The organism is Micromonospora sp. DT68, assembly GCF_049847245.1.
Taxonomy (GTDB): Bacteria; Actinomycetota; Actinomycetes; order Mycobacteriales; family Micromonosporaceae; genus Micromonospora; species Micromonospora profundi.
Genome location: NZ_JBNCNZ010000011.1, coordinates 170,756 through 195,938, shown reverse-complemented (window position 1 = coordinate 195,938; position 25,183 = coordinate 170,756). Strand labels below are relative to the sequence as shown.

Annotated in this window: 15 protein-coding genes; 8 read left to right on the top strand and 7 right to left on the bottom strand. The window is 66.1% G+C overall.

The window, feature by feature from the left end; all coding sequences use genetic code 11:
- Window positions 1-131 precede the first annotated feature (131 nt).
- Window positions 132-860 carry an AfsR/SARP family transcriptional regulator gene (locus ACPXB1_RS21000; protein WP_425735697.1) on the top strand — a complete coding sequence of 243 codons (729 nt, stop codon included), beginning with the start codon at window positions 132-134 and terminating at the stop codon, window positions 858-860.
- Window positions 861-1,135: 275 nt separating this feature from the next.
- Here the strand turns inward: ACPXB1_RS21000 and ACPXB1_RS20995 are convergent, their stop codons facing one another.
- The 4 genes from ACPXB1_RS20995 to ACPXB1_RS20980 are packed head-to-tail and all read right to left on the bottom strand — an operon-like array spanning window position 1,136 to window position 9,223.
- Complete coding sequence (locus ACPXB1_RS20995; RefSeq protein ID WP_425735696.1) at window positions 1,136-4,351, bottom strand: type I restriction endonuclease subunit R; 3,216 nt, start codon at window positions 4,349-4,351, stop codon at window positions 1,136-1,138.
- Between the two features lie 30 nt (window positions 4,352-4,381).
- Entirely contained in the window at window positions 4,382-5,557 is a 1,176-nt protein-coding gene (locus ACPXB1_RS20990; protein ID WP_425735695.1) for a restriction endonuclease subunit S, read from the bottom strand.
- Entirely contained in the window at window positions 5,550-7,166 is a 1,617-nt protein-coding gene (locus ACPXB1_RS20985; protein WP_425735694.1) for a type I restriction-modification system subunit M, read from the bottom strand. The genes ACPXB1_RS20990 and ACPXB1_RS20985 overlap by 8 nt, the downstream gene beginning before the upstream one ends.
- Before the next feature lie 20 nt (window positions 7,167-7,186).
- Window positions 7,187-9,223, bottom strand: coding sequence for an SAM-dependent DNA methyltransferase (locus tag ACPXB1_RS20980; RefSeq protein ID WP_425735693.1), 2,037 nt, complete (start codon window positions 9,221-9,223; stop codon window positions 7,187-7,189).
- A 149-nt stretch (window positions 9,224-9,372) separates the two neighbouring features.
- Here ACPXB1_RS20980 and ACPXB1_RS20975 point away from each other — a divergent pair, with 149 nt between their 5' ends.
- The 6 genes from ACPXB1_RS20975 to ACPXB1_RS20950 all read left to right on the top strand — a co-directional run bounded on the left by ACPXB1_RS20975 (window position 9,373) and on the right by ACPXB1_RS20950 (window position 19,920).
- On the top strand, window positions 9,373-11,781 hold the full coding sequence (locus ACPXB1_RS20975; protein WP_425735692.1) for an AAA family ATPase: 2,409 nt from the start codon (window positions 9,373-9,375) through the stop codon (window positions 11,779-11,781).
- Window positions 11,778-12,152 (top strand): hypothetical protein, encoded by a 375-nt coding sequence (locus tag ACPXB1_RS20970; RefSeq protein WP_425735691.1) that lies wholly within the window; start codon window positions 11,778-11,780, stop codon window positions 12,150-12,152. Before ACPXB1_RS20975 ends, ACPXB1_RS20970 begins: the two co-directional genes overlap by 4 nt.
- Entirely contained in the window at window positions 12,146-12,640 is a 495-nt protein-coding gene (locus tag ACPXB1_RS20965; protein WP_425735690.1) for a hypothetical protein, read from the top strand. Before ACPXB1_RS20970 ends, ACPXB1_RS20965 begins: the two co-directional genes overlap by 7 nt.
- Window positions 12,641-12,978: 338 nt before the next feature.
- Complete coding sequence (locus ACPXB1_RS20960; protein ID WP_425735689.1) at window positions 12,979-17,037, top strand: AAA domain-containing protein; 4,059 nt, start codon at window positions 12,979-12,981, stop codon at window positions 17,035-17,037.
- Entirely contained in the window at window positions 17,034-17,870 is an 837-nt protein-coding gene (locus ACPXB1_RS20955) for a hypothetical protein (protein ID WP_425735688.1), read from the top strand. Before ACPXB1_RS20960 ends, ACPXB1_RS20955 begins: the two co-directional genes overlap by 4 nt.
- A gap of 223 nt (window positions 17,871-18,093) precedes the next feature.
- Window positions 18,094-19,920, top strand: coding sequence for a hypothetical protein (locus tag ACPXB1_RS20950; RefSeq protein WP_425735687.1), 1,827 nt, complete (start codon window positions 18,094-18,096; stop codon window positions 19,918-19,920).
- A gap of 241 nt (window positions 19,921-20,161) precedes the next feature.
- Here the strand turns inward: ACPXB1_RS20950 and pglX are convergent, their stop codons facing one another.
- Window positions 20,162-23,614 carry a BREX-2 system adenine-specific DNA-methyltransferase PglX gene (gene pglX / locus ACPXB1_RS20945; protein WP_425735686.1) on the bottom strand — a complete coding sequence of 1,151 codons (3,453 nt, stop codon included), beginning with the start codon at window positions 23,612-23,614 and terminating at the stop codon, window positions 20,162-20,164.
- Between the two features lie 76 nt (window positions 23,615-23,690).
- Here pglX and ACPXB1_RS20940 point away from each other — a divergent pair, with 76 nt between their 5' ends.
- Window positions 23,691-23,987, top strand: a complete 297-nt coding sequence (locus ACPXB1_RS20940; RefSeq protein WP_425735685.1) for a hypothetical protein — start codon at window positions 23,691-23,693, stop codon at window positions 23,985-23,987.
- On the opposite strand, the gene ACPXB1_RS20935 is transcribed toward ACPXB1_RS20940, so the two are convergent.
- Window positions 23,971-24,714, bottom strand: coding sequence for a DUF2637 domain-containing protein (locus ACPXB1_RS20935; protein WP_425735684.1), 744 nt, complete (start codon window positions 24,712-24,714; stop codon window positions 23,971-23,973). The two genes, ACPXB1_RS20940 and ACPXB1_RS20935, sit on opposite strands and share 17 nt — an antisense overlap.
- Before the next feature lie 23 nt (window positions 24,715-24,737).
- Window positions 24,738-25,130, bottom strand: a complete 393-nt coding sequence (locus tag ACPXB1_RS20930) for a hypothetical protein (RefSeq protein ID WP_425735683.1) — start codon at window positions 25,128-25,130, stop codon at window positions 24,738-24,740.
- Between the last annotated feature and the right edge of the window lie 53 nt (window positions 25,131-25,183).

The following is a 25,183-nucleotide window of genomic DNA, read 5'->3' as shown; positions in this document are numbered from 1 at the left end:
GTGCCACCCCGATCGTGCAGGCCATCCTCGTCCTCCAAGCCGCCGAGGAGGCCCGCTACCCACGATGAAAATGGCTCTATGAGCACCGAGTCCTCACAAGCGGATTCGAGGGCGGTCACTGGAGCCCAGCCATGAACGACTCACGACCGGGGAACCCTCCCGCCATCACTTCCGAGGGCGGTCACAACGCTGAACCGCCGAGCGTCCACGCCCCCGCCCACCCCTCGGGCCGGCAGACCGATGCCGGAGCGGACCGGATCCGGGTCCAGGTGCTCGGCACACCTGCCATCCTCGGCGTCCCCGACGGGCAGCACATCCGTCCACAGGCGATGGAGTTCCTCGTCTACCTAATCGTGCGCGGAGGATCGGCCTACCAGCACGACATCCTCGGCGACCTCATCCCCGAGCCACCGCACCGCCTGGCCACGCAGCGGCTGCACACGTACACCTACAACCTGCGCCACATCTTCCGCTCCATCAGCGGGGACAACGTCTACCTGCGGCTACGCCGACACCACTACACCCTCAATATCGACGCCTTCGACGTCGACCTGTGGACCATGCGTGACGCCATCACCGCAGCCCAACACGCCAGCAGCCCGGCAGCTAGCACTGGTGCCCTACGCCGAGCAATCTCCGTCTACCGCGGGCCCCTCGCCGTCAACACCGGATACCTATGGCTCGTCCGGCATCGGCAAGCCGTATCTCGGGAGTTCCTGACCGCGGCCGTCAACCTGGCCGAGGCACTCGCCGACAGCCCCACCGAAGCCAACGCCGTCCTCGACATCGCCGCCCACCACCACCCGGACGACGAAATCCTGGCCGCCGCCGCTGCCACCATCCGTCTTCGGCTGGGTTGACTGCCGCCCTCACCACCGCCGCTGCCACGAACGACCTGAAGGTCTCTGCACTAACCAAAACGGCTTCTGTCAGATTCTACGAACGCCTCAACTTTGTGATCTTGCAAGATTCATCCGAAAGGATGACGTTTGAAGCGGGACAAAAAATCTTATGGCCGACACCATCGAGTCACCATACGCGCCGTCGCCAGATGCCGATCGGACCGCCAATCACTCGGCACCACCGAGATGCGTAGCCCCAACCATTCGACTGGGATTTACGCCGCCCGCCACTGTCACCGTTGCGAGGCTGGCCCTCCCGGAGCCCACTCGTTGGCGAAGGTCTCCATCTGGCGGATGACCAGGTCGACGGCGGCGCGCTCGTGGTCCGGCGGGTAGTCGTAGCGGGCTAGCAGCCGGCGGATGTGACTGCGCAGCTTGGCGCGTACCGGCTCGCGGGAAAACCAGTCCACTGTGATCGACGACTGGATCGACTTCACCAGCTCCCGTGCGATCTCAGCGAGGGTGCCGACGCCCATGAGTTCCGTAGCCGCCCCGTTCTGGGCGACGGCGTCGTAGAAGGCCAGTTCGGCGTGGTTCAGCGGCGGGTCGAACTGGTGGCCACGCCGTGCGTCGGCGGACACCTGCTTGGCCAGCTCGACCAGCTCGACGATCAGCTGCGCGCTGGTCAGCTGCTGACGCATGTAGCGGTTCATCAGGTCTTCGAGCTGGGCCGAGAAGCTTTCCTGACGGACCACGTTGTGCTTGGTGACCTCACGCATCTTTCGCTCGATCAGCCGCCGCAGCGCTGCGGCGGCCAGGTGCGGGGTTTCTGAGTTCTGCAGGCGCTCCAACGCCACCCCGTTGAGCTCGGTGATGTCCAGCTTGCCGAGGCCCGCCTCCTCGTAGATGTCGGTGATGTCGGCAGCGTCGACCACCTCGGCGGCGAGCTGGGACAGGTAGCGTTCCACCTCGGCCGTGTTGGGCAGGCCTTTGGCCTCCCGGTCGGCGGCCTCCTCCTTGACGATCCAGACCCGGACGTCGCGGAAGTAGTGGATGTCGCGGCGCATCTGCTGGATGTCGCCAGCGCGTTCGACGAAGTCCCGGCTGGTGGCGCAGAGCGTGTAGAAGCGTTCCAGCCGGCCCGCTGAGTCACGGAAACGCCGGTGCAGCGGCTTCGTGCCGGGTTCGACGTCGTTGCCGGGGGTTCGCGGGTTGCGCAGGAAGTTGGCGGCCTTCTTCACTGCCCGGCGCCAGCGGGTCGGGTCCTTCTCATCGACCAGGATCTCCCGCCACTTGACCGGGGTCAGCATGGCCTCGAGGACCGAAATCTCGTTGTGCACCTCACTGATGGCACGCTCGATCTCGCGGCCGAGGGTCTGGTCCTCCTGGTCGCTGGGTGTGTACTCGGTGAGTGCCTTGCGCAGGTTCTCGGTCAGCGGGGCGTAGCCGACCAGCAGGCCGTCCTGCTTCTCCCGGAACCGGCGGTTGACCCGGGCGAGCGCCTGCATCAGGTTGGCGCCCTTCATCGGGCGGTCCATGTAGATGGTGTGGATCGGCGGAGCGTCGTAGCCGGTCAGCAGCATCGAGTGCACGATCAGAAGCTCCAGCTCGTCGTCCGGGTCCTTGGCGCGGGCCTGGATGGTCTTCTGCTGCGACGGGCGCAGGTGGTGCGGGCGTAGCACCTCCTTGTCACTGGGCACCCCATGGAAGACGATCTTCATCTTGCCCTTGTCGACAGCAGGGTCTGACCAGTCGGGCCGCAGCTCCTTGAGGGCGTCGAAGACCCGGACGCAGATCTCCCGGGTCGCGCAGACCAGCATCGCCTTGCCCGGTCCGCCGAGCTGCGGCCGCATCAGCTCGCGCCGCTTCTCCCAGTGCTCGACGAGGTCCTTCGCGAGGGTCTCGACCCGGTCGGGGGCACCGTAGACAGTGTTCATGGTGGCCGCGTACGCCTCGGCCTTGCGCCGCTCCGCGTCGTCCAGGCTGGCGGTGAGCTTCTCCACCTGCTCGTCGATGCTCTCAGGGTCGATGTCTGGCGGTAGCGACACCGGAATGATCCGCGGCTCGTGGTAGACCCGCACGGTCGCCTCGTCGTCGACGGCACGCTTGAGGTCGTACACGTCGATGTAGTCGCCGAAGACGGCGCGGGTGTTCACCTCGACGCTGGCGATCGGGGTGCCGGTGAAGGCGATGAACGTGGAGTGCGGCAGCGCGTCACGCAGATGCCGGGCGTAGCCGTCCAGGCTGTCGTAGTGGCTGCGGTGTGCCTCGTCGACGATCACCAGGATGTTGCGCCGATCGGAGAGGAGCGGATGCGGCCGGCCAGCATCGCGCTCCTCCTTCGTACGCCCGAACTTCTGCAACGTGGTGAAGATGATGCCGCCGGCGTTTCGGTTCGACAGCTTGTCCCGCAGTTCGGTGCGGGTGTCTGCCTGCTCCGGCTCCTGGCCCAGCAGCGTCTGGCTGTCGAGGAACGTGTCGAAGAGCTGGTCGTCGAGGTCGGTGCGGTCGGTGAGCACCACGATGGTCGGGTTCTTCAGGGCAGGGTGGCGGGCGGTCAACGCCGCCGTACACACCATCTCCTCGGACTTGCCGGAGCCCTGGGTGTGCCAGACGACGCCCGCCTTCCCGTCGCGCTGCGACGCCCGCACGATGCACTCGACGGCACGGACGACCGCGAAGTGTTGGTGGGATTTCGCGATCCGCTTCGCCTTCGACGTGAAGTTGACGAACCCGCCGGTCAACTCCAGGAAGCGCCGCTGGTTGAACAGGCCATAGAGAGCGACGATGAGCGCTTCCGGGCCGTCGTAGTCCGGCGCGGTGGTGTCGACGCGACCCCCCTCGTCGTCGATGTTCCACGGCGCGAAGTGCTCGTAGGGGGTGAACGGGGTGCCGTACTTCGCGGTGACCCCGTCGGAGATCAAGCACAGCACGGCGTGCCGGAAGGCGAGCGGGAACTCCGCGAGGTACGCCTGAAGTTGGGCGTGCGCGCCTGTCAGGGTGGCATTCTCGTCGGCGGCGTTCTTCAGCTCGACGATCGCGATCGGCAGACCGTTGAGGTACAGCACGATGTCGAACCGGCGCCGGAAGTCACCGTCGACGATCGTGACCTGGCTGATCGCCCGGCAGACGTTGTGGCCGGGGTCGTCCAGGTCCGCCAGGCGCACGGTGGGGTTGTGCTCGGCACCGAACGCATCGGTGTACGTGATCGAACGGATGCCATGGACCAGCCGCTCGTGCGCCGCCCGATTCTCCGCGAACGCCTCCCGGGAGGCCACGTCGGTGGCGGCCCGCACCGCGTCGGTGACCGCCGTGGGTGACAGGTCGGGGTTGAGCCGCTCGATCGCCGCCCGCAGGTCCTCGACGAGCACCAGATCGGCCCAAGCCTGCCGCTGCCCCGACCCCGGCGCGAAGTCCTTCCCGGCGCCCGGCTCCCACCCGAGCTCACCGAGCTGATCCAGCGCGAGCGCCTCCCAGTCCGCCTCGCTCATCCACCCGCCCTCGCCCATCCCCACCCCTCCCTGTGAACCGTTGCCTACCTAAACCGCGTCTTCGACGACCTTCTCGGCTTCCTTGACCCGCAACCGCCCCGACATCAGCTCGGGCAGCAACGTGTCTCGGAGCGCGCGTAGTGTGCTGGCCTCCTGCCGTGCTGCGATCACTCTTTGCAGCAGCGCCTCGGCCATCAGTCGAAGTTGGCCAAACTGCCGAGGGTCGGCGATCTCGGCGCTCATGATCTCAGCGGGCTTCACTCTCTGGTGACTGTTTGATGTACCCGTTACCTTGGCCGCAATGCTTGCCATGAATTCGGGCTGCGACAAGACGGCCCACAGTTCGGCAGTACCTACGCCTTCAATTGGCAGCAAGATGAGGAACTCAGTCGATGCCATTGCTGGCACCTCTCCGTCATGGCGCACGTGCCAGACGCGCGGCGTGCCTGGGTTGAGCTTAGAGACGAGAATAGCGGACGGCGGAACCTCAAACTTCAAGCTTTTGATCTCGCGTGGGTCGGCAACCTCCGGCATGCAGCCAGCGTCGAACGACGGAATGCTAAAGTGCAGTACCGAATTCTTGCCTAGCTCGCGTGGATCGATTTGCTTCCTCTCCACGTGGCACAGTTCGGCGACCGGGGTCATCGCAGCTCCGGTCTGATCTGAGAATTGTGCTAGGCACAATTCTTCGGCAGTGGCGGCGATGCGGTCGTTTACCGCAATCTTGTCATCGAGCGCCCCGAGAAGGCTGGCGATCGCTTCCTGTATAGCGATCGGGGGCACGGCCACGGTCAGACGCTTCGCCGAGGCTACGTTGAAGTGCTGCTGGACGGCTCCGACCGTGTGTGCGTCGATGAACTGCTGCGCGGTGGCGTTAATTGCGTAACACAGATACCGCCCGACGATGTCTGGACCAGGGCGTGCGATGACGATGTCGCTGCAGTTCGCCGGTCCGAGATCGTCGGGAATCAGGGCGGTGGCACCAGGCTCGCCGGTACGCACAATCGCCAGGTCGCCGGGCTGCAGCTGCGACTTAGCTAGCCGGTGATGGAAATCCTTGTTGATGTACTTAACTGACGACAGGTCCAGGTGGCCGCGTTTAATATTTTGTGACCGCAGGAACGGGACGCCGCTCTCGACATACTCGTGTGCCATTGAGCCAACGTGCCCGACAGTTATCCGGACGCATAACTCCTCGAGGTTTCGGGTCGACCAGTCAGACATCGAGTCCTCCAAGCTGCATTCGGATGACCGCTTCGAGGCGAGACGACTCGTCGAAGTGGGCGTACAGCTCCTTGCTGAGGCGTTCGATGCGGTCGGCGAGCGGCTCGGCGTCCGGGTCTTCCTCAGCTTCCGCAGCGCCGACGTAGCGGCCGGGGGTGAGGACGTGGTCGTGGGCGGCTACCTCGTCGAGCTTGGCCGAGTAGCAGAAACCGGGGACGTTCTCGTATGTCTGGCCCTTGGTCTTGGCAGACCTGGTGCCGCGCCAGGCGTGGTAGGTGTCTGCAATTCTGGCGATGTCGTCGTCGGTGAGGACGCGCTCAGTGCGGTCGACCATGGTGCCGAGAGCGCGAGCGTCGATGAAGAGGATCTCGCCGCGCCGGTCGGTCAGCGCCTTTGCGCCCTGCGGGGTCTTGTCCTTGGTCAGGAACCAAAGGCAGGCGGGGATCGCGGTGGTGCGGAACAGGTTCGGCGGGAGAGCGACCATGCAGGCCACCAGGTCCGCCTCAACCATCGCCCGGCGGATTTCGCCTTCACCGGATTGCTTTGATGACATCGAGCCGTTGGCGAGGACGACGCCCGCGCTGCCGCGGTCACCCAGCTTGAAGAGGATGTGCTGGAGCCAGGCGTAGTTGGCGTTGCTCTGCGGCGGCGCCCCGTAGCGCCAACGTGGGTCGCTCTCCCGGCGCGCCCAGTCGCTCATGTTGAACGGCGGGTTCGCCATGATGAAGTCGGCCCGCCGGTCCGGGTGCTTGTCCTCGGCGAACGTGTCGGCCCAGCGGTCGCCGACGCCGACCGGATCCATGCCGTGGATGGCGAGGTTCATCTTCGCCAGCCGCCAGGTGCGCTCGTTGGCTTCCTGCCCGTAGACGGCGATGTCGTGGGTGTGCTCCCGCCCGGCGTGCTCCTCCACGAATTTCTTGGACTGTACGAACATGCCTCCGGACCCGCAGCACGGGTCATAGACCCGACCCTCATAGGGCTCCAGTACATCGACGAGGACGCGTACGACGCTGGGCGGCGTATAGAACTCTCCCGCCCGCTTGCCTTCAGCGCGGGCAAACTTCTCTAGGAAGTACTCGTACACCTCGCCGAGGACGTCCTGTGCCTTCCGGTCGCCGTGGCCGGTGAAGCGGGCGTCGCTGATCAGGTCGACGAGTTCCTTCAACCGCTTCTGGTCGACGTTGTCCCGGTTGAAGATCTTCGGCAGGACGCCGGTCAGCGCCCGGTTCTCCTGCATGATCGCGTCCATGGCGTTGTCGAGCAGCTCGCCGACGCCGCTGGGGGCGTTCTCCACCAGGTAGCCCCAGCGGGCGTTCTCCGGCACCCAGAAGACGTTGGCGCTGATGTACTCGTCGCGTTCGTCGAGGAACTCCGCGCGGCGGTTCTCCGGGATGTCGGAGAGACTGTCGGCGATCTGGTCGCGGCGCTCGGCGAACGCGTCGGAGACGTACTTGAGGAAGACCAGGCCGAGGACGAACTCCTTGTACTGCGCGGCGTCCATGGAGCCGCGCAGCTTGTCGGCGGCCTTCCACAGGATGTCCTGGATCTGCTTGGTGCTGGACACGCCGGGCAGCTCGCCCTGTCCGTTGGCACGTTTGCGTGGGGGCACTGTGTGTTCCGTTCTCTCGTTCAGGAGTTCGTACCGTACAGAGTGGTGAGGGTGCCGTCGGCGAAGCCGGTCACGATGAGTTCGCGCAACGTGGCCAATAGATCGGCCTGCCGCTGCAGCAGGTCATCGCGTTCCTCCAGACGGCGCAGCACGTCGTCTAGGCGGGCCGCCTCGTCCCGGGCCAGGTCGGGAATCGTGGCGTCCATCAGTCTCGAGCCCCGCACTGCACCAGGGCTGCGTGTCATGTTGCGGGCGGTAGCCAGGAGTGCCGCCAGCACTCGGGGGGTGAGCGGGTCGCCAAATGAGATGCGCAGGCCTCTGGCGGGGAACTCGATCACCGAGAAGCCGTCGTTGTCGAGGAGGACCCCGAACCGGGGGACGCTGGTGACCACGATGTCACCAGGTTCGGTGAGGGCGACCTGCGGGTACTGCGCGGCGAGGGTGAGCCGGTCCATCCAGCGCTTGGACGACTGCGCGAGTACCTCCGCCGCGCCGATGACCCGGTGGTGACCTCGCGGTCCGACATGCTCGGGGTTCAGGCGGTGCCCGCTGAGGGGGCGGACCCGGCGAGCCGTTCGGAGCGCCTCGCAAGAAAGCTCCTTCGGCCTGATTCCCTCGCGCTGTACCGCTCCGGTGTTCAGGAAGCCGTTCTCCTTCCCGTACCGGACGGCTTCTTGCTCAGCCTCGGTGAGACGCCCCTCGACCTCGCCGACGAGTGCGGGGCGGTCGGCGGCCAGGCGGGCGCGGAGGGTAACTGACGCTGGTCCGGGCGGCCGGAGCGCGGCAGCCCGACGCAGGTCCAGGCGCTCCAGCGGGACGATTCGGCCGTTCCGAGGGTCGTGGCCGTCGCTGCGGTGCCCCTCTGCGCGCCAGAGGAGGATGTCCTCGGCTGCGGACTCGACAGTGGTGTGGTCAAGCGAGTGACCGCTGAGGTCGGCGAGCAGCACGCGACCCTTGGTGGTGGGGAGCGGGTCTCGGGTCAGCAGCCACAGAGCGGCGCGATGACCTGGCCTGGCCGGGTAGACGCCGCCCGGCAGTTGCACAACTGCCTCGACGATGCCGCTGCTCAGCAGCGCAGACCGGCGCAACGCCGCTGGCGCGTCCCGTAGTTGGTCAACGAGGCTGCTGGCAGGGCCGACGACGATGGCCGTGCGGCTCGGACCGAGCAGATCAGCGATCGCTTCGACCCGGTCGAGGTCGGCGAGGGCGTCTCGGCTCTCCGCCGGCTGGTAGGGGAGCCGAGTGACGATGAGGTCCGGTTCGGCGAACTCCTCGTTCAGCTCATCGGCGCGCACGTCGAACTGGAACTCAGGCAACTCGGCGAGGAGTAACTGCCGGCGCACCAGGCGGGCGAGTTCCTCGTCGGCGACGACAGCGTTGAATCGCAGATTGTCGCGGTCCTGGTCGGTTACCAGCGCTGTCAGGAGGTCGCCTGCGCCCGCGTTGCCGTCGGCGATGGTGACGGCGCGATGGGCGCGCAGCCGGGTCGGCACGTCGGCCACCCGACGGATTAGGGCCACCGTCTCCGGGGTGAGTGCATCCGCTGTCAGCTCGGGCCAGCCGAGGCGGTTGGCGGAGCTGAGCAGGAACTGGCAGCTGTGCCAGGGGTCGAAGGCTCCCTCGATCAGTTGCTCGACCAGTTGGGCGAGCCCGGTCGGTTCCGGGGCGTCGGCCAGCTCGTGCAGCAGAAACTCGTCATCGGGATCGAGGCGTCGAGCCAGCGGCAGAGGATCGGCGGGCAGTGCCTCGCTGGAGAGGTGGCGGAGGCAGAGCGCAGCGCCGAGGACGACGATCGTGCGTCGGCCGCCGTGCCGCCGGGCGTATGCCGCCAGCGTGTGCATGGACCGCTCGGCGCGCAGGCTGTCCGGGTCGGCGTTGCCGAGCCCGGTCCGGAGTAGCCAAGCCACGACCGCTTCGGCGGGGAACAAGGGCTGTCCATGGTTGCCCGGGACGGCAGCGGGAAAGTCGGGGTGCCGCCGGCGCCAAGTCGTGACCGCAGGCCTCTTGACGCGCGCGAGCTGCGCGATTTCGCGCTGCGACATCAGCTCCGTCTCCATGGCTCACCTCCTCGCTCTGGCGGTCACGGTATGAATCCTGGAGCGTCGAAGAAGAACGTGGATCTGTTATCCCGGGATAACAGTGTGTAGGGCAGTGTAGGCGACCAATCTGCGGTTCCCTCGATGCGTCAACGACATCAGGGGGTCTGATGAACGACACGCTCACGCTCTACCAAGAGCTCACCGACCGCCTTCAGCGGTCCCAGGTGCCCGGCCCGGTCAGCGACCTGGTTCTTGCCGCCTTCCAAGGCGAGCAGGTTCTCGATGACGTACTGCGAGGTGAGGCCCTTCCGCCGTCGCCCGAGCCGAGTGAGGCGGGCGGTGCAACGCCGCAGGCATTCCTGGAAGAGGTCCGGGTTGCCGGCTTCCGCGGGATCGGTCAGCAGGTCACGGTCGGGCGGCTGCCCAAGACCGGGCTGACCGTGTTCGTGGGCCGCAACGGCTCCGGGAAGTCCAGCATCGCCGAGGCCGTCGAGTACGCGCTGACCGAGGACTCCCTGCGCTGGGCGCAGCGCCCGCCGGCCTTCCGCGAGGGCTGGCGAAACCTGCATCACGACGGCGCATCGGAGATCCGCCTCAGCCTTCGGCTCGACTCGGGCCAGCAGGTGGCGACCCACCGCACCTGGCCGGCCGGGGCCACCGATCTGACCTCCGCGACGGTCACCACGACCACGGGCGGCGCCGCGATGCCGCCCGGTCAGGTGCCGCAGTGGATCGGTCAGGCCGCTAGGTACCGGCCGTTCCTGTCTGCCCGCGACCTCGAACGGGTCATCACCGCCAAGCCGGCCGAACTGTACGACGCGTTCGCGCCGATCCTCGGCCTGGGCCCGCTACGCGACACCGATGCCCGGCTGCAGCGGCGGCGCAAGGTCTACGACGACCGGGCCAAGGCGCTCAAGGTGGCCTTCACCGAGCTACGCGAACAGCTCGGCCAGATCGACGATAACCGCGCTTGCGACGCCTTGAGCGCGCTCGGGGCCCGTCCGCTCCGCGCGAACCTTGCCCGGCTGGCCGAACTCGCCTGCGGCGACACCGCCAGGTCGGAGGAGCCTGCAGCGGCAGCCGCCCGGCGGCTCGCCGAGCAGGACTTGCCCGACCTGAGTGCAGCGCTGGTTGCCCTCGCCGAGTCTGCGGCGGCGATGCGTGAGGCGACCGCAACCGACAGCGGCGCCGCGGATCGGAGCGCTCGGCTGCTGCGGGCCGCGCTCGACGTGCACCACGACCGCGGGAACGGCCCTTGCCCGGTGTGTCGCGTCGGGACCCTGGACCAGGACTGGCGTACGCAGGCTGAGGAGGAACTCGCCACGACGGCCGCGTTCGCCGCGGTGGCACGCGCGGCCCAGCAGTCTCACGCGCACGCCCGCCGTGCGGTCGACGAGCTGCTCGGTGACATCCACCGGCTGCTGGAGCCGGCCGTCGCCGCGCTGGCGCCCCACATCCCTGGGGAGAGCGCGGCGATGCGCGATGCTCTCGTCGGGCTCGGCCCCGATCGGGCCGCTTGGGACGGTGTCGTCGCGGCGTACACCACCCTCGTGAAGGCGGCGGCCGGCTGGCTCGCCCAGCGTCACGACGCCTGGCGCGAGCCCGGCGCCGCGATCCGCCGGTGGGTCGACGCTGCGGCCGTGGTCCGCGCCGAGGCGCCGGCCCTGGCTCTGCTCACCAAGGCTCGTGCGGCTCTCGACACCGCCGAGAAGGCGATCCGGGCCGACCGGCTGAGCAACTTCGTCGCCCAGTCGGACCGGGTGTGGCAGAAGCTGCGGCAGGAAAGCAACGTCGAGCTGCACCGGCTGCAGATGGAAGGAGTGAACAACACCCGCCGGGTCCTGTTCCCCGTGGCCGCCGACGGCGTCGAGACCAACGCGCTCGCGGTGATGAGCCAGGGTGAGCTGCACGCCCTCGGCCTCGCGGTCTTCCTGCCCCGCGCCTGCGCCGAGACCAGCCCGTACCGGTTCGTGATCATCGACGACCCGGTGCAGAGCATGGACCCCACCAAGATCGACGGCTTGGCCGAGGTGTTGCGAGAGGTCGCCCTGACCCGGCAGGTCATCGTGTTCACGCACGACGACCGGCTGCCGGAAGCGATCCGCCGCCTCGACATTGAGGCCGACGTCCGGGAGGTCACTCGCCGCGAGGGCTCGATCGTCGAGGTCCGGAAGGTCTGCGACCCAGCGGACCGCTACCTCGACGATGCCCGCGCCCTGGTCGCCGCAGACATCCCCGACGAGGCGAAGTACCTGATGGTCGCCGGGTTCTGCCGGTCCGCGATCGAGTCGGTGAGCATGGATCGCTACCGGGCCGCCGAGCACCGGCGTGGCACGCCCTACCAGGAGATCCTGGAAGGACTCAGCCGAGCGCACACGGTCAAGGACCGGCTCAGCCTCGGGCTCTTCGGCCGCCTCGTACCCCGCCCGGAGCTCTTCGCTCGTCTCGACCGTGACTACGGCACCCAGGCCACCCGGACGGTCAAAGCGGTGGCGGACGCGGTCCACGGCCACCGGAGCATGCCCGCCCGAGCGATGGTCACCAAGACCGCTGCGCTCGTGGGGCGGTTGCGATGACGACGTCCCTGTACCTCGTCACCGCCGACCGGATGCTCAGCAGCGTCATCCGAGGCACTCGCGGAGCCTGGCCCCGGGCGTGCGCCTGGCTGCTTCGCCACGAACTGGAAGCAGCGATGGACCGGTACTGGGCCCGAGTCTGCCCCGAGATCGGACAGACCCGGGTGCAGCGACCGAAACTGCTGCTGCTCGCCCACTACGCCGGCCCCGACCTCGGGCGCCGGGCCAGCTACCTGTGGTGGGCGCTGTCCCGCGCCGGTCACCACCACCACTACGAACTCGGCGTCACCGCAGCCGAGCTGACCCGGCTCCGCGCCGAACTCCTCGACCTCGTCGCGCTCCTTGACCACTCGGAGGCCCCGACATGCTGAAGCGAGATCAGGCCATGCTGATCCTCGGCGTTGAGACGCTGGCCATCGTCGGTGTCGTCTACTACCTCGTCACGCTCGATCTCATCAGCCTTGCCTGGTCGGCGTCGATCGCGATCGCCATCCCGGCCTGGCTGCTTGCCGTGAAGGCGCCGACGACGTGCGGCGTGACCGCCCAGAACGGCGGCCGGTGCGGACGAAAGGTCAACGGGGTGATCTTCGGCTGCGGCCGGTCGAACCACACCTGGGCCAAATTCTTTGCCCGCTTCGGTTGGCGTCGTCAGCCAGACCCGAGCAATCGTCAAAGCCGGTCTACCGAGGCTACCGAGGTCACCGAAGTGGTGACCGTGAAGATCGCCGAGGACTGGAAGAGCACCGTGACATTCTGGCTCGCCCTCACCGCGACGACGTGCGCCCTGGTCAGTGCCACCGTCGATGCCACCAACTTTTTTCACGAGCCGCCGACGCCGCCGGCCGCCGTCTCCCGCTGACCCTGACTTCTCCCATCGATGCGTCGAAGATCAAGTCCCCGGCGAGGATCGCGCGCTACGGCCTCTTCCGCGCCACGCAACACCTGTTCGAGTTGGGCTTCAGCTGCGTCAAGCCGCGCGGCGCTGCAACATTTCGGCCTGCTCGATGAGCCGACAAGGCACAGCGGTGCTCCGGGCGCGGAGGTGAAGGTTGCTGAGAGAGGTCGTTCCGATGACGTCGGGTGTCGGAAATCGGATGCATAGATGAACGTGTTATGCGCCCTATCCTGGAGGGCTTTGCCTCGGGCCGACGGCCCGGCGGATCAGCATTGGCGTACGTCGACTGACTTGGAGACGAGATGCTGTTGACCCAACCGGATGTACTTAACCTCGTTCAACAGGCCGCTGGCCGGTGGGCAGACCAACTGATCGACTTCGGCCCGCGCAACACGCTGCTCTACTTCAAGGAGCGACAGACCACCACCCTCGATCTCGCTGACGCGGCTCCCGGCGCGGTCGCCGACCTGCTCCGAGGACAGAAGGTTCGCCTACGGACGCTGTTCCCGGACCAGGACCGGCACAGCACCGCCTGCAACACTGCCCGCAGCCTCCGCCGGAAGCTGGTCGAGCTGGAGGAGGAGCAGGGCATCCAGGCAGGTTGGGTGAGCCGCGGCCTGCTCTGCATGGTCGGCCAGTACACCCGGGGGTCCGTGCCGATGCAACCGCTGCGGGCGCCGCTGATTCTGCAGCAGCTTGCGCTGGACAGCAGGACGGCGACGGAGAACGACTTCACGCTGGAGCTGTCGGAGTCACCCGAGATCAATCCCGTCCTTCTGTACGCGCTGGAGCGGCAGTACGGCGTGGAGGCGGATATCAGCGCACTCGGCGAGAAGCTGAGCGCGATGCTGTCCGAGATCGCTGACCCGGACCAGCAGCTCAGTGCCGCCTACGAGCTGATCGCCGAGGCAGTTGCTCCCAGCGGCCTGTCTCTCCGGCTCGAGCCCGCGGTGGTTGCCGGCGTCTTCAGCTTCGACAAGCTCCCCATGGTCGAGGACCTTCGTAACTCGGCCGAGCTGCTCGCATCACATCCGGTGATCGGCGCGATGGCGGGCGACCGCGACGCTCGGCAAGAGCTGCGCACTGCGCAAGCTCAGGGGTCCAGCTCCAGTGCCGATCGGATCGATCCGGCCAACGAGTTCCTGGTCCACGACGCGGACTCGTCTCAGCAGTCGGCGATCGACGCGGTGCTGTCCGGCCGGCATGTGGTCATCGAGGGCCCACCCGGCACGGGCAAGAGTCAGACGATCGCGAACATCATCGCGTACATGGCCGCGATGGGTCGCAGCGTGCTGTTCGTCTCCGAGAAGCGGGCTGCCATCGAAGCGGTGATGAACCGCCTTGGCGACGTCGGGCTCGACAACCTGGTGTTCGACCTGCACGACCGCAAGATCAGCAAGCGGCAGGTCGCCCAACGCATCGCCAATGTCCTCACTCAAGCCGGCGCCGAACCACCCGTCGACACCGACGAACTGCACCGCCGCCTACAGAGCCGCCGGGCCGCAGCTAAACGGCATCCGGCCGAGCTGCACGAGGTACGGCAGCCCTGGGGCGTGAGCGCCTTTCAGATCATCGAGCAGCTCCTCGCGCTTCCGACGTGCGACGTCAGCGGCTACAACCTGCGCGCATCCGAGCTGCGGAACCTCGACCGGTCGAGGCTTGAGTCCGCGCGGGAGGACCTTCGGACGTTCGTGGATCGTGGCGGCCTGAGGATCTGGCGCGGGGAGTCGCCGTGGGCGAAGGCCGTCATCCGCACCCCAGACGATGTCGGCAAGGTGCTGGTGCATCTCGAAGAACTCGCGGCCGGTGCCCTGCAGGGCGCACAGCGCCAGATCCGGGACTTGGTCGACCGAGCGGGGCTGGACGTGCCGGACGACCTCGCTGCGTGGAAGGATCTGTTTGACCTGCTCAGCGAGGTCGACCGCACCATCGCCAGCTACGGCGAGCAGGTCTTCGGCCCGGATCTGGACGACTTCGTCTATGCGACAGCACCTGGGCGATCCCGGCCGCGCCGTTCGGAGCCGCTCGGGATCTTCCGCCGGTTCCAACTGCGCCGCGAGCTGCGGCGGACTTGTCCGGCCGCTCCCCGGAATCGATCCGAGATGTACCAGGGCCTGGTCGCCGCAGTGGACCAGCGTGAGCGGTGGCGGAAGCTCAGCCGTCAAGACAGCGCACCCACTGCTCTGGCGGGCGCCGACCTGTGCATGTCGTCCTTCACGCAGGTGCGTAACCACCTCGCTGCGGTGGCGGCATGTGCCCGGATCGATGGCCTTGAGCGTGGAACCACCACGACCGCGGCCAACACGCTCGCCGAGTTGAACGCCGACCGCGAGACGTTGTTCCTGATGCCCGACCTGAACAAGCAGCAGCAGCTGTTCCGCTCGCTAGGGCTGAGCCACATGCTCGACGACCTGGCCACCCGGCAGGTCTCGAGCAACGAGGCAGCCGACACCCTGTTGCGCTCCTGGTTGCAGGTGGTCCTCGACGAGATGCGCATGCGGGTCCCGTACCTCGGTCAGTTCGTCGGGCAGCAGCATGCCACGGTGGTCCAGGACTTCCGCGCTGCGGACAGCCGGCACATCGAGATGGCCGCCCGGCACGTGCGCCGCAACGTGGCAGTGAACCTCCGGAAGGCTCGAGACGCCTATCCCGACCAGAACGGCCTCGTCCGGCGGGAGGCGGCCAAGAAGAGCCGGCACCTATCTCTTCGGAAGCTGCTCAGCAGCGCACCGGAGGTGCTCCTCGCCGCCTTCCCGTGCTGGGCCATGTCACCACTGGTGGTCAGTCGCATCCTGCCGCCCGAGCGGTCGTTCGACATGGTGATCTTCGACGAGGCGAGCCAGATCGAGCCGCACGACGCGGTCGCCTCGATCATGCGTGGCACCCAGCTCGTCGTGGCCGGCGACCCGAAGCAACTCCCACCCACGCCGTTCTTCCGGCGCCTCGTTCAGCAGAGCCCGGCTGGCGAAGACGATGATCTCGGCGACGAGAGCCTCGAGGACTACGAGTCCGTTCTTGACGTCCTCGGTGGCCTCATCTCGGACCGGTACCGCTTGACCTGGCACTACCGCAGCCGAGACGAGCGCCTGATCGCATTCTCGAACGTCGAGATCTACAACCGGTCCCTCGTCACGTTCCCCGGCGTGCAGGTCGACAGCCCGCTGCGCTTGGAGACAGTGGACGGCCGTGTCGCCCCCGGGCAGGGCGGTTCATCAACCGAGGAGGTCAACAGAGCGGTCGAGCTGATTCTCGAGCACGCCGAGCAGCGACCAGACGAGAGCCTCGGCGTCATCACCATGGGGCAGAAGCACGCCCTGCGGATTGAAGCGACCCTGCGCAGCCGACGCCGCGAGCATGAGCACCTCGACGACTTCTTCTCGCAGGACCAGGCCGCGAGCCAGCGGTTCTTCATCAAGAGCCTGGAAAACGTCCAGGGCGACGAGCGGGACGCCATCATCCTGAGTATCGGCTACGCCAAGACCAGAGATGGCCGACTTCCGCTGCGCTTCGGACCGCTCAACCAGGAGGGCGGTGAACGGCGCCTCAACGTCGCGGTCACCCGAGCGCGTAGTCGGATGACCGTGGTGAGCGCCTTCTCCCACCACGACATGGACCCGAACCAGACCGCGGCAACACGGAACCGCGGACCCGAACTGCTCCGCCGTTACCTGGAGTTCGTTGACCTAGGCGGCGACCTCGGCGCGCGACAGCACACCGGGGTCGAGCTCAACGGCCTCGAACGCAGCGTCCTCAAGGCTCTCCAGCAGCAGGGCATCAACGCCGTGCCGCAGTGGGGTGTCTCCGGCTACCGCATCGACCTGGCCCTCGCCCACCCAGACCAGCCCGGCCGCATGGTCCTCGCTGTGGAGACCGACGGTCACTCGTACCACCAGGCACACAGCGCCCGGGACCGGGACCGGCTGCGCCAGCAACACCTCGAGCGCCTCGGGTGGGAGTTCCATCGCATCTGGTCGACCGACTGGTACGTGGATCCGGCAGGCCAGACAGCCCGACTCATCGCCCGCTGGAAGCAGGCGGTCGACCGCGCCAACCACGCCGCGATGAGCCACCCCGTACCGCCGGCACGCCGGCCCGCTCAGCCACCGTCGCCGCCGGCGACCCGCCGTGGCCCACGCCCCGACGTGCCGATCGGTCTGCGGATCACCGACTACACGCGGGAACAGCTGGTACGGATCTGCACCTGGCTGGTGAGCGACCAGCTTCAGCGTGATCGGGATGAGCGCCTCCAGGAGGCCATGAGCGAACTTGGCTTCCGCAAGCGGGGCTCAATCATCCTCCAGCGCCTGACCGAAGCCCTCGACATCGCGCAGCAGCGCGCCGACCGGGAGGTATCCCGATGATTGCCCTCGACCCGCTCACTCTGGAACGCGTCGCTCGCCTGATCTGCGACGTCGATGGTCCCTACGAGCGGACCGGTACGCAGATCGAGCGGTTCCTTCACCGAGTCCGGTGGCCTGGCGATCCGCAGTACGACGGCTCTCCGCGGATCCCCTGGCTGACAGAAGTACTCAATTCCCATGCCGATGACGCCGCCGCCCTCGACCGGCTGCTCTGTCGCATCGGCGATCCGCTGGAGTACGACGGCGGCGTCGAGGCCGCCGAGCCGATCGCGCAGGAGCTGAACCGCATCCTGGCCCCCGAACAGCTCACCATCACCTACATCGGCGGGCGCCCCGTACTCGGCCAGCTCAGCCAGACCAGCGACGTTCCTCTCTACGGGCCGCCGCCGGACCTCCACGAGCGGGTACGACGACTAACCGGGAACGGCAAGGCAGTCGACATCCTCATGGCGCGCGCCGACGAAGCATCCATCTGCCAGAACAACGGGGCCTACGCGCTGGCGATCATCGGCATCGGCAGCTTCGTCGAAGGACTGCTGCACGTCGTGGTGACTGACCGCAACGAAACCGTGCGAAGGAACGGCCTGGTCGGCCGGAACGGCCGACGGGTTCCGGCCGAACGAGCGGGCCTTCACCTGCTCCTCGAGTACGCGCACCAACAGAAGTGGGTTCAGACCGACGCCAAGGACTTCATGGAGAAGGTCCGGGACTACCGCAACTTCGTCCACCCCCGCCACCAGATCGACTACGGGCTCGTGCCCGACCTGGACACGGTGCGGATGTGCTGGGCACCTGTACACGCGCTTCTCAACGATCTGGAATCCGCACCATGATCAACAGCTCATCTCGGTGACCAGCAAGCAAGCGGCTTGACCTCTCCTTGTCCAGATGCCGACCTCGACACCGCCGCTGCTACTCCAGCTTCCGAACCAAGACCAGGTGCTGGAGTAGCAGACGGAGGTCAGCGGGGCCGCATCGAGCGAGTGCGGCGACGCGTTCGGCGCAGCCCTCTCGCCTGTAACCCCTCGGGACGGCGCAATGCTCGGTTTCAGGTCTGTGTTTACGACCCACCGCGAACGGAACCATCTGCAGCCACTGGTACGGGAACAACTCGACCGTTGGATCGCGGGCCCCAAGTGCTGGGATCCGTCTGCGCTTCAGGAGAATCGGTGGGCGACCATCGGCGACAACGTCAGGGCCCTCCTACTGCAGCACGAGGGGCAGGATGGATCGACGTCAACGCGCGTACGGATCGTCGAAACGAAGCCGGACGGGCAGTGGATCATCCAACTGACCGTACACTCGCCCAACGCGAGAGAGCGGGCGGCGTGGGCCTGGATCGACATCGAATCACCCGACCCCGACAGTGAGGACCCACGCGGCCGCCCCCGCCTCGCAGGCACACCCCGCTTTCTCGCGCCCATGCTCGAAATCGTCGATGCCTGGGACGGTGCCGCACGCCTCACGACCAGACCAATCGTCATCCGCGGCGACGAAGTCGACGAGGTCCACCGAGCGCTCATGGACACCGAGCGACGAGGTGTTGTCTTCGTCGCCGGCAACGACGACTCGCTGCCGTCAGTCCCATGGACGAACCGGATCGCCAACCTGACCCGGTTCACCATCGGTATGGCCTCGTGCTACGTGCTGGACGGGGAGGCCACACAGTTGTTCAACGACCGGCTCGGCCAGGCCCACGCCGTAGTGCCCGGCCGGCTTCGGACCTTTCGCTCTCAGGTTCAACCGGACTCCGTCGTCGATGGGCTACGGCACCGGGTCCTGAGCGCCGAACGGATCACCGACGACAGCGAACAGCCCCGCCTCGCGCGGGTCCTCGCCTCCAACGCCCAACTTCAGGCTCTCGAACAGCCGCTACCCGCATCTGTGGCGCGGGTACACCGGATGCTGGAACGCATCGCCGACGACATGTTGGTGCACCGGCTTGGCGACGTCGGTTCGAAGCGGCCATCGCTCGTTCCGTCGCAGCCCCGGGCGGCGGCCGTCGAGACGCGAGAGAGTGATCGCCGGCAAGACGACGTCAGCGCGCAGCAGGGCATGTTGCTGGACTACCTGACGATCAAGGTAGGGATCGATGACCTGACTGTCGACCGGATCGACGAGATCGTGCGTCTGATCGAGGTCGGTCGGTCATCGCAGGAGGCGCAGAACGACATCGCATCCCGACTCGCGCAACTCCAAGCCGAACTCGATGAGACACAGAAGGCGTATCACGACGTCAAATGGCAGCTGGATGATGAGCAGATCGAGAACCGGGACGCGGTCGACCGCCTGACCCGGTCTGCGGAGACTGAACGGACGCTACGCCACCGGCTCGCCTCTATGGGGCAAGCAGAGGTGGCCTGGACGGCACAGCCATCGGAAGCGGACGTCTCCCGGCCGGACAGCTTCGGCGAGTTGCTCCGTTGGCTGCCAAGGCTCCAGCACGTCGTGTTCACGGGCGATCCTGACCACGCTGAGGAACTCGACAGCAACGACCCCCTGGGCGCCTGGGCGTCGAAGACCTGGGACGCGTTGTTGGTGCTCCACGACTATGCAGCGGCGAAGGCGGACGGACGCTGGGATCGGGACGTGCACGGCTTTCTTGAACACACCCCTGATGGCTGCCACGAATGGCCAACGCGACGGCACGCCCGCGATGAGAGCGAGGAGGTGCGGACGAACCCGACGTTCCGGAGGAGGCGTGTTCTGCCTGTGCCAACCTCCGTCGTTCCGGCTGGACAGACCTTCATGGGAGCGCACTTCAAGATCGCTCAGTTCGCCATGATCAGCCCTCGGATGCACTACTACGACAACACAGCGCAGAGCGGCCGGATCTATGTCGGCTACATCGGCCGGCACTTACCGACCGGACAGACGAACTGACGGGACCTGAAGGATGGCTACTGCGACGCGACACACTCGGCTGTGAGCATCCACGGCTGGCTTCGTGCGCACGGTCGGCTGGTGGCGCGGTAGATCCGCACCCCGCCGTTGGCATCGGGTGGGCTGGAGACGCGGCGTGTTCGTTGACGAGCCACGGTGTGAGGCCGGGAGCGGTTACCCGGCCCTTGCCGGTGGGGGCGTCGAGGACGACGGCGCGTTCGCCGTGTGGCCTGACCGAAGATTATCCGGCAGAACTCTTCGGCGGTCGCCCTCGCTTCGCCGGCTTTGGGCGCCACCTTCTAATACTCTCATGTGTGGCGCCGCTTCGATTGATCCAGTCGTCCAAGGGCATGCGGTTGAAACCGTCGATAGGAGCCGCCTTAATCTCGGTAAGATTGTGGACTTCTAGTAGTTCTTGTGCGGCGGCTGTTAGTGCGATCAGTGCATCGAAATCATTCTTCCCGCTTGCGAGCGCCTCTTCAATCACAGTCGTCAGAGCGTGGGCTCGTTCCTCATAGTTCCATCCCGACCAGCCCAGAACTGGACCCCCTTCCCTATCATTAACTGCTGGATACGAGAAAAAACGCTCAGACGGCATGTCGATCTTCCCGCGTAGTCGCCAATAGCTGGGTTTTCGGAAGTCCCCCGCCGTGAATTTCGGTGGCACCGCTGTCCTTCTGCGAATATCACGCGCAGCGTGATCGTCTCCGGACGCTCGGGCCTGATCCTCGATCTGCTGTTGTTGCCATGCCCTAACCCAGTCGGCGCGCTTGGATATTCCGCTGTCCTTGTAGCGCAATGCGGCAAGGCAAGGTACGGCCTCGTCTGCAAGTAGCTCGCGCAGAACCTCCACGAAATTTTTGCCTGGCGCGTACAGTGATGCGGCTTCAACTACTGGATCGTTGAGTTGGAGCTTTTCCCAAAGCGACGAGACGGTCTGGACCTGAGAAGCTTGACGGCCATCTTCTCTGTCGTACCAAAGTGCGGGGCATTCGCATTGGTCGAGTAGCCAGTCGCGTAGGGCTTGTTGTTGCATCGCTTCCCAGCTGGGCGTCGCCCACCTCCGTTTGTTTTCGGGGCGTTCGAGCACGTTGAGGTGACCGTGTGTTGCGATCGCCTGAATCCGAGCTTCTACGAGTTCACGATAATGGCGGGGCCAATGATCTGGAATATCGACAACAGGCGCAAAGCCGTGCCGCGTGAACCACTGCGTCGTTTCCCTTCCCTCTCCAACTGCACGAGCAAGCGCGATCTCGAATGCCCGTTCGCCCGGCATTAGAAGGGGGATTTCTGCGAGTCCGGGAGCCAAAGCCTGCTCGGGCAGCAATCCGTAGCGAGCGTAGATTTCCCAGTCCTGCTCTTCGGCAAGGGCGACCATGCGAGCTCGAAGTCTATTCCAGCGCCCGCGCGCCTCGGCTAGACGATGCGACGAAGGGGTGCCGGCAGTAATAGTCTTGGCTGGCGTACCCCCTTCTAACTGGATGGCCAGCCAGGCCAATTCCTCACCAAAGCTTGTGGATAAATCCAGCGGCAGAGGCAGCTCCTTCAACCTGCCGGGGGTGAATTCGTAGACGGCCTCCCATGGCTCGCCACCGCCGCCTGTGCTCTTATGGCTGCTCGACACACCCTTACTATTGCTGACCTGCTTGAGCCAGAAGCAAGCCGTCGAGCTGTTCAGCAGCGCTATCAAATCAGCCCGTTGGGTTGACGAGCTTTGTGGGCCGAGTTCAATGACCGGCGCGGAGGGCAGTGCGATGGTGTCATCTAAAGCGGCAAAGTGGGGGTGAGTTGAGACCCACGCAAAGACAATCCTTAAAGGATGGCCTGCAGGGCTCCCGGCGATGGAATGCCAGTCATACCAAGCCCGGTTGCTTTCGAAATACGATCGTCCCGAGTAGTCCGGACGATTCCCTAACAGGGTGCGGTACGGCCAGAGCCTTTGGTGATGGCCCGGTAACTTGCCGAGGTCGACTGTTTGCATCTCACCCGTGCGCGGGAAAAATGCCGAGCGGCCGGGAATTGCTGTCCAATCACGCACATCGGATCCAGACACGACATCAACTACATATGCCTGCTCGGTGTGCTGCCTCGTCCAGTCGCGGCGAGGTGCGGTAAAGATTTCGTCGGCGCCAGTGTTGGCCAAGTACGAGATGCGTGTGACGGTCTCGCTCAAGATTCGGCTGCTGGGTAGGCGCTGCATCACGGCAGATGGTTGGCTTCCGCTCAGTTGCCAAGGAAATGACTGCAGTGCGGCGTGGCCAACGATACGCGATTCGGTCCACCGGTCAGCCCCGCCGCCTTGATGCGCGTGGCGTAGAATTGACTGCCAGACTAATCCACTTCCCGGATCGGCTGGTCTGCTTGGCTCGCCGCGGAGGCCTGCGACGATGAGCACGGAGTCTGATTCCAAGTTGGGAACGCTACGGCCGAACAAGATCAGTGTGGGGGTGCCGTGTCCAGGTATGAAGGCGCCTGAGCTGTCCACCACCATATTTAGAGTAACTTGTTCTGCGAAATACTTTTCCACCAGCCTGCGGCCGAACTCGCGCTTTGTGAATGAGTTGGCCACCAACGCGCCTACATACCCTGCTTCCTCCTTGCCTCCGTTGCGGGCCAGTTCGAAGAAGCGCTGAATAAATGGCACCGTCAGGGCGTACTTTCCGACGCAGGTGTCGTAACGCTCGCGATACCGTGCGTTGAGGGCCTGGTCCCTGACTGTGTGGTACGGCGGATTTCCGACCACAACGTGATACTGGCCGGGAGACAGCAGGCTGGGATGCGCATCGAAGCCGTCACCCTCCGCTAGGAGCGAGTCGCCGGCGGCGACATTTATTGTCCAGTCGGCGGTCGGACTCTTCAAGCTTGTTGAACTGCCGTAAGCCTGCCTGGCGGCAACAAGGAGTCTGAACCGGGTGATCTGCGCCGCGAACGGGTTCAGGTCTACGCCGTGCACCGCTCCGAGTGCGCGACGGACTCGTTCAACCTCTGCCATGTTCGGTGCGGCGACAGCCCAATGCCGCAGGAGGCGCGCGAAGGCACCCAACAGAAAATTCCCTGAGCCGCAGACGGGATCGATGACCTTGAGATCTTCCAGGCCGAAGCGCTCGACAGCGGGCTCGAGCGTCTGGTCTAGGACGAACTCCTCTACGAAGACCGGTGTCTGGAGAAGCGCGTACTGACGTCGAGCGCTTTCTGAGAGATCCTGGTAGACCTCGCCAAGGAACCTTGTATCCAGATCCGGGACACGAAGATCGATGGCCGGTTGGCCCCCGCCTTCCTCGTGCTGCTGCCAGAAGTCGATCAGCAGCTGGGCTCCATCCTCGGACATCATGTGGGAATGCGCGGGCCAGAGTTGGGCCGGTGCCGTCGCCAGCGCGTCCGCCAGCGAAGAGAGGCGCGACAGCCACCACTGTCTGGCGTCGGCAGTTGGAGCTGTCCTCGCGATTAGTCCGTTGTCCTCCGCGTAGCGGGCAAAGATCGTGCCGAGCAGCCATCCGATAGCGATTTGTTCCACCTGCTCGTCGCGCCACTCCTCCCAAGGTGCCGCCGTAAGTCCCGCCGAGACTGCCTGGTCGTAGCTCGCGCGCAGCTCCGCGTGGAGTGGCTCCGCGCCGTTGAGATGGCTCGAGACGGATTCGGTCAAGAGTCGGACAAGTCGGTTGAATGTTGACAGCAGGAGGGGTGTGTCGATCATCCCGGCTCCGAAAATTAGGTCTGACGGTGTTAGCGGCGCGCTGTTACTCTACCTCCATGACGACGGAGGGCCCGCTATGACCCAGATCGACTCCTGGCAACTCTTCGCCGTACCGTCTGGCATGGGCGCCGTCGCGCTGGCTGGCGCGCCCTGGCAGGTGGTCATCGTCCTCCTCCTGGTCCTCCCCATCGTCCATCGGTATCTGAGGTACCGCGAGCGTCTGCGCGAGTTGGATGTTGCCGAGAAGGCGATCGACCGCAGTGACACCGACCGCATCCCCGAGCTGATGAGTACCGTCTATCACCACGGGCCCATCGACCGTCGCGATACCCAGCCGACTGAGCAGCCCGCCCCTTCTACTGCTGCGCCTTGATTGGGTGGGATGCGCCGTTGGTTCGGGTGCGTACGAGTTCGTTGGCGATGAGGCGCCGTACGTGACGTAGTGATACGCCCGCAGCGGAGGCAACCTCGATCAGGCTTGCGTCAGGGCGTTCGGCGCGTAGCCGGGCGACAATGTCTGCTGTTCGCTCACCGGATTCCCCACGCCGATCGCGCATGGTCCGGGCGGAACGCCGCAGCGGCGCTGCTGGTTTACCACCTGCCGCCGAACGTTCGACGACCGGAACCGGCTGGACTCCCTCTGTCGGCTTGCCAATCTCCGGCGCGTGCGCTGTTGTTTGCTCGACATTAGTAAGCGCTGGTTGCCGACGGGCGGGGCCGTCCTCGGCGGCCAGATTATCCCGCTGAGATCCCAACTCTAGGACTGGGGTGGATCTGGTCAGCATCTCCACGACCAGCAGCAACGCTACCGCTGGCCACGCCGCCACGATCCGCGCTCCGAGGCTTGGCTCGGCGGCGGCAATGTTCGCCGCCACGCTGGCCGCCACCCCGACCGCGAACGCCGTCCGAGCCGACCAGCGCACCCGCCGACCGGCGCCCTTGTCCTCGACCATGGCCGCCGACGCGACAACCAGCATCCCGTCGACCGACAGCGGCAGAACATAGGCAACCTCGGGACGCTCCCCGAACCTCAACGCCACGGCGACCATGTGACTCCACGATGACCAGGCAGCAATCCCCGCCACCGCCACCGTGCTCACGTCTCGAGCGAGCCGGGTCGGCGTCATCGAACGACCCCCAGCCCGGGCCGTCGCTCGATGGCCCGGACCCTGACGGGATCCACGGACGGACGTCCGCCGATGTCCAGCCGCGTCTGGACATCTGCCCATCGCCGCCACCGCCGGACGACGTCGCTCGCGTCGAGACCGGTCGCCTCGGCGATGTCCGTCAGGTCTGCGCCGGCTTGCGGCGCCGTGTGGATCGTCGAGGTTTGCCAGCGAGTGCACCAGGACACCATCGCAGCGGACAACGGCAACTCCGCCAGGACGTCAGCGAGTCCGGATTCCGGCGTCCGAGCGACGGCATGGTCATGAAGATCGAGAAGGAGTTGGAAAGGGTCGATCTCTTCCGCATTGGCGAACCGCACCGGCGGTTTGGACGGGCGGGTCGGGTTCATCGGGCACCGCCCCATGCCCGTGAGCTGGGTAAATTCAGCGGTAGTAAGTCACC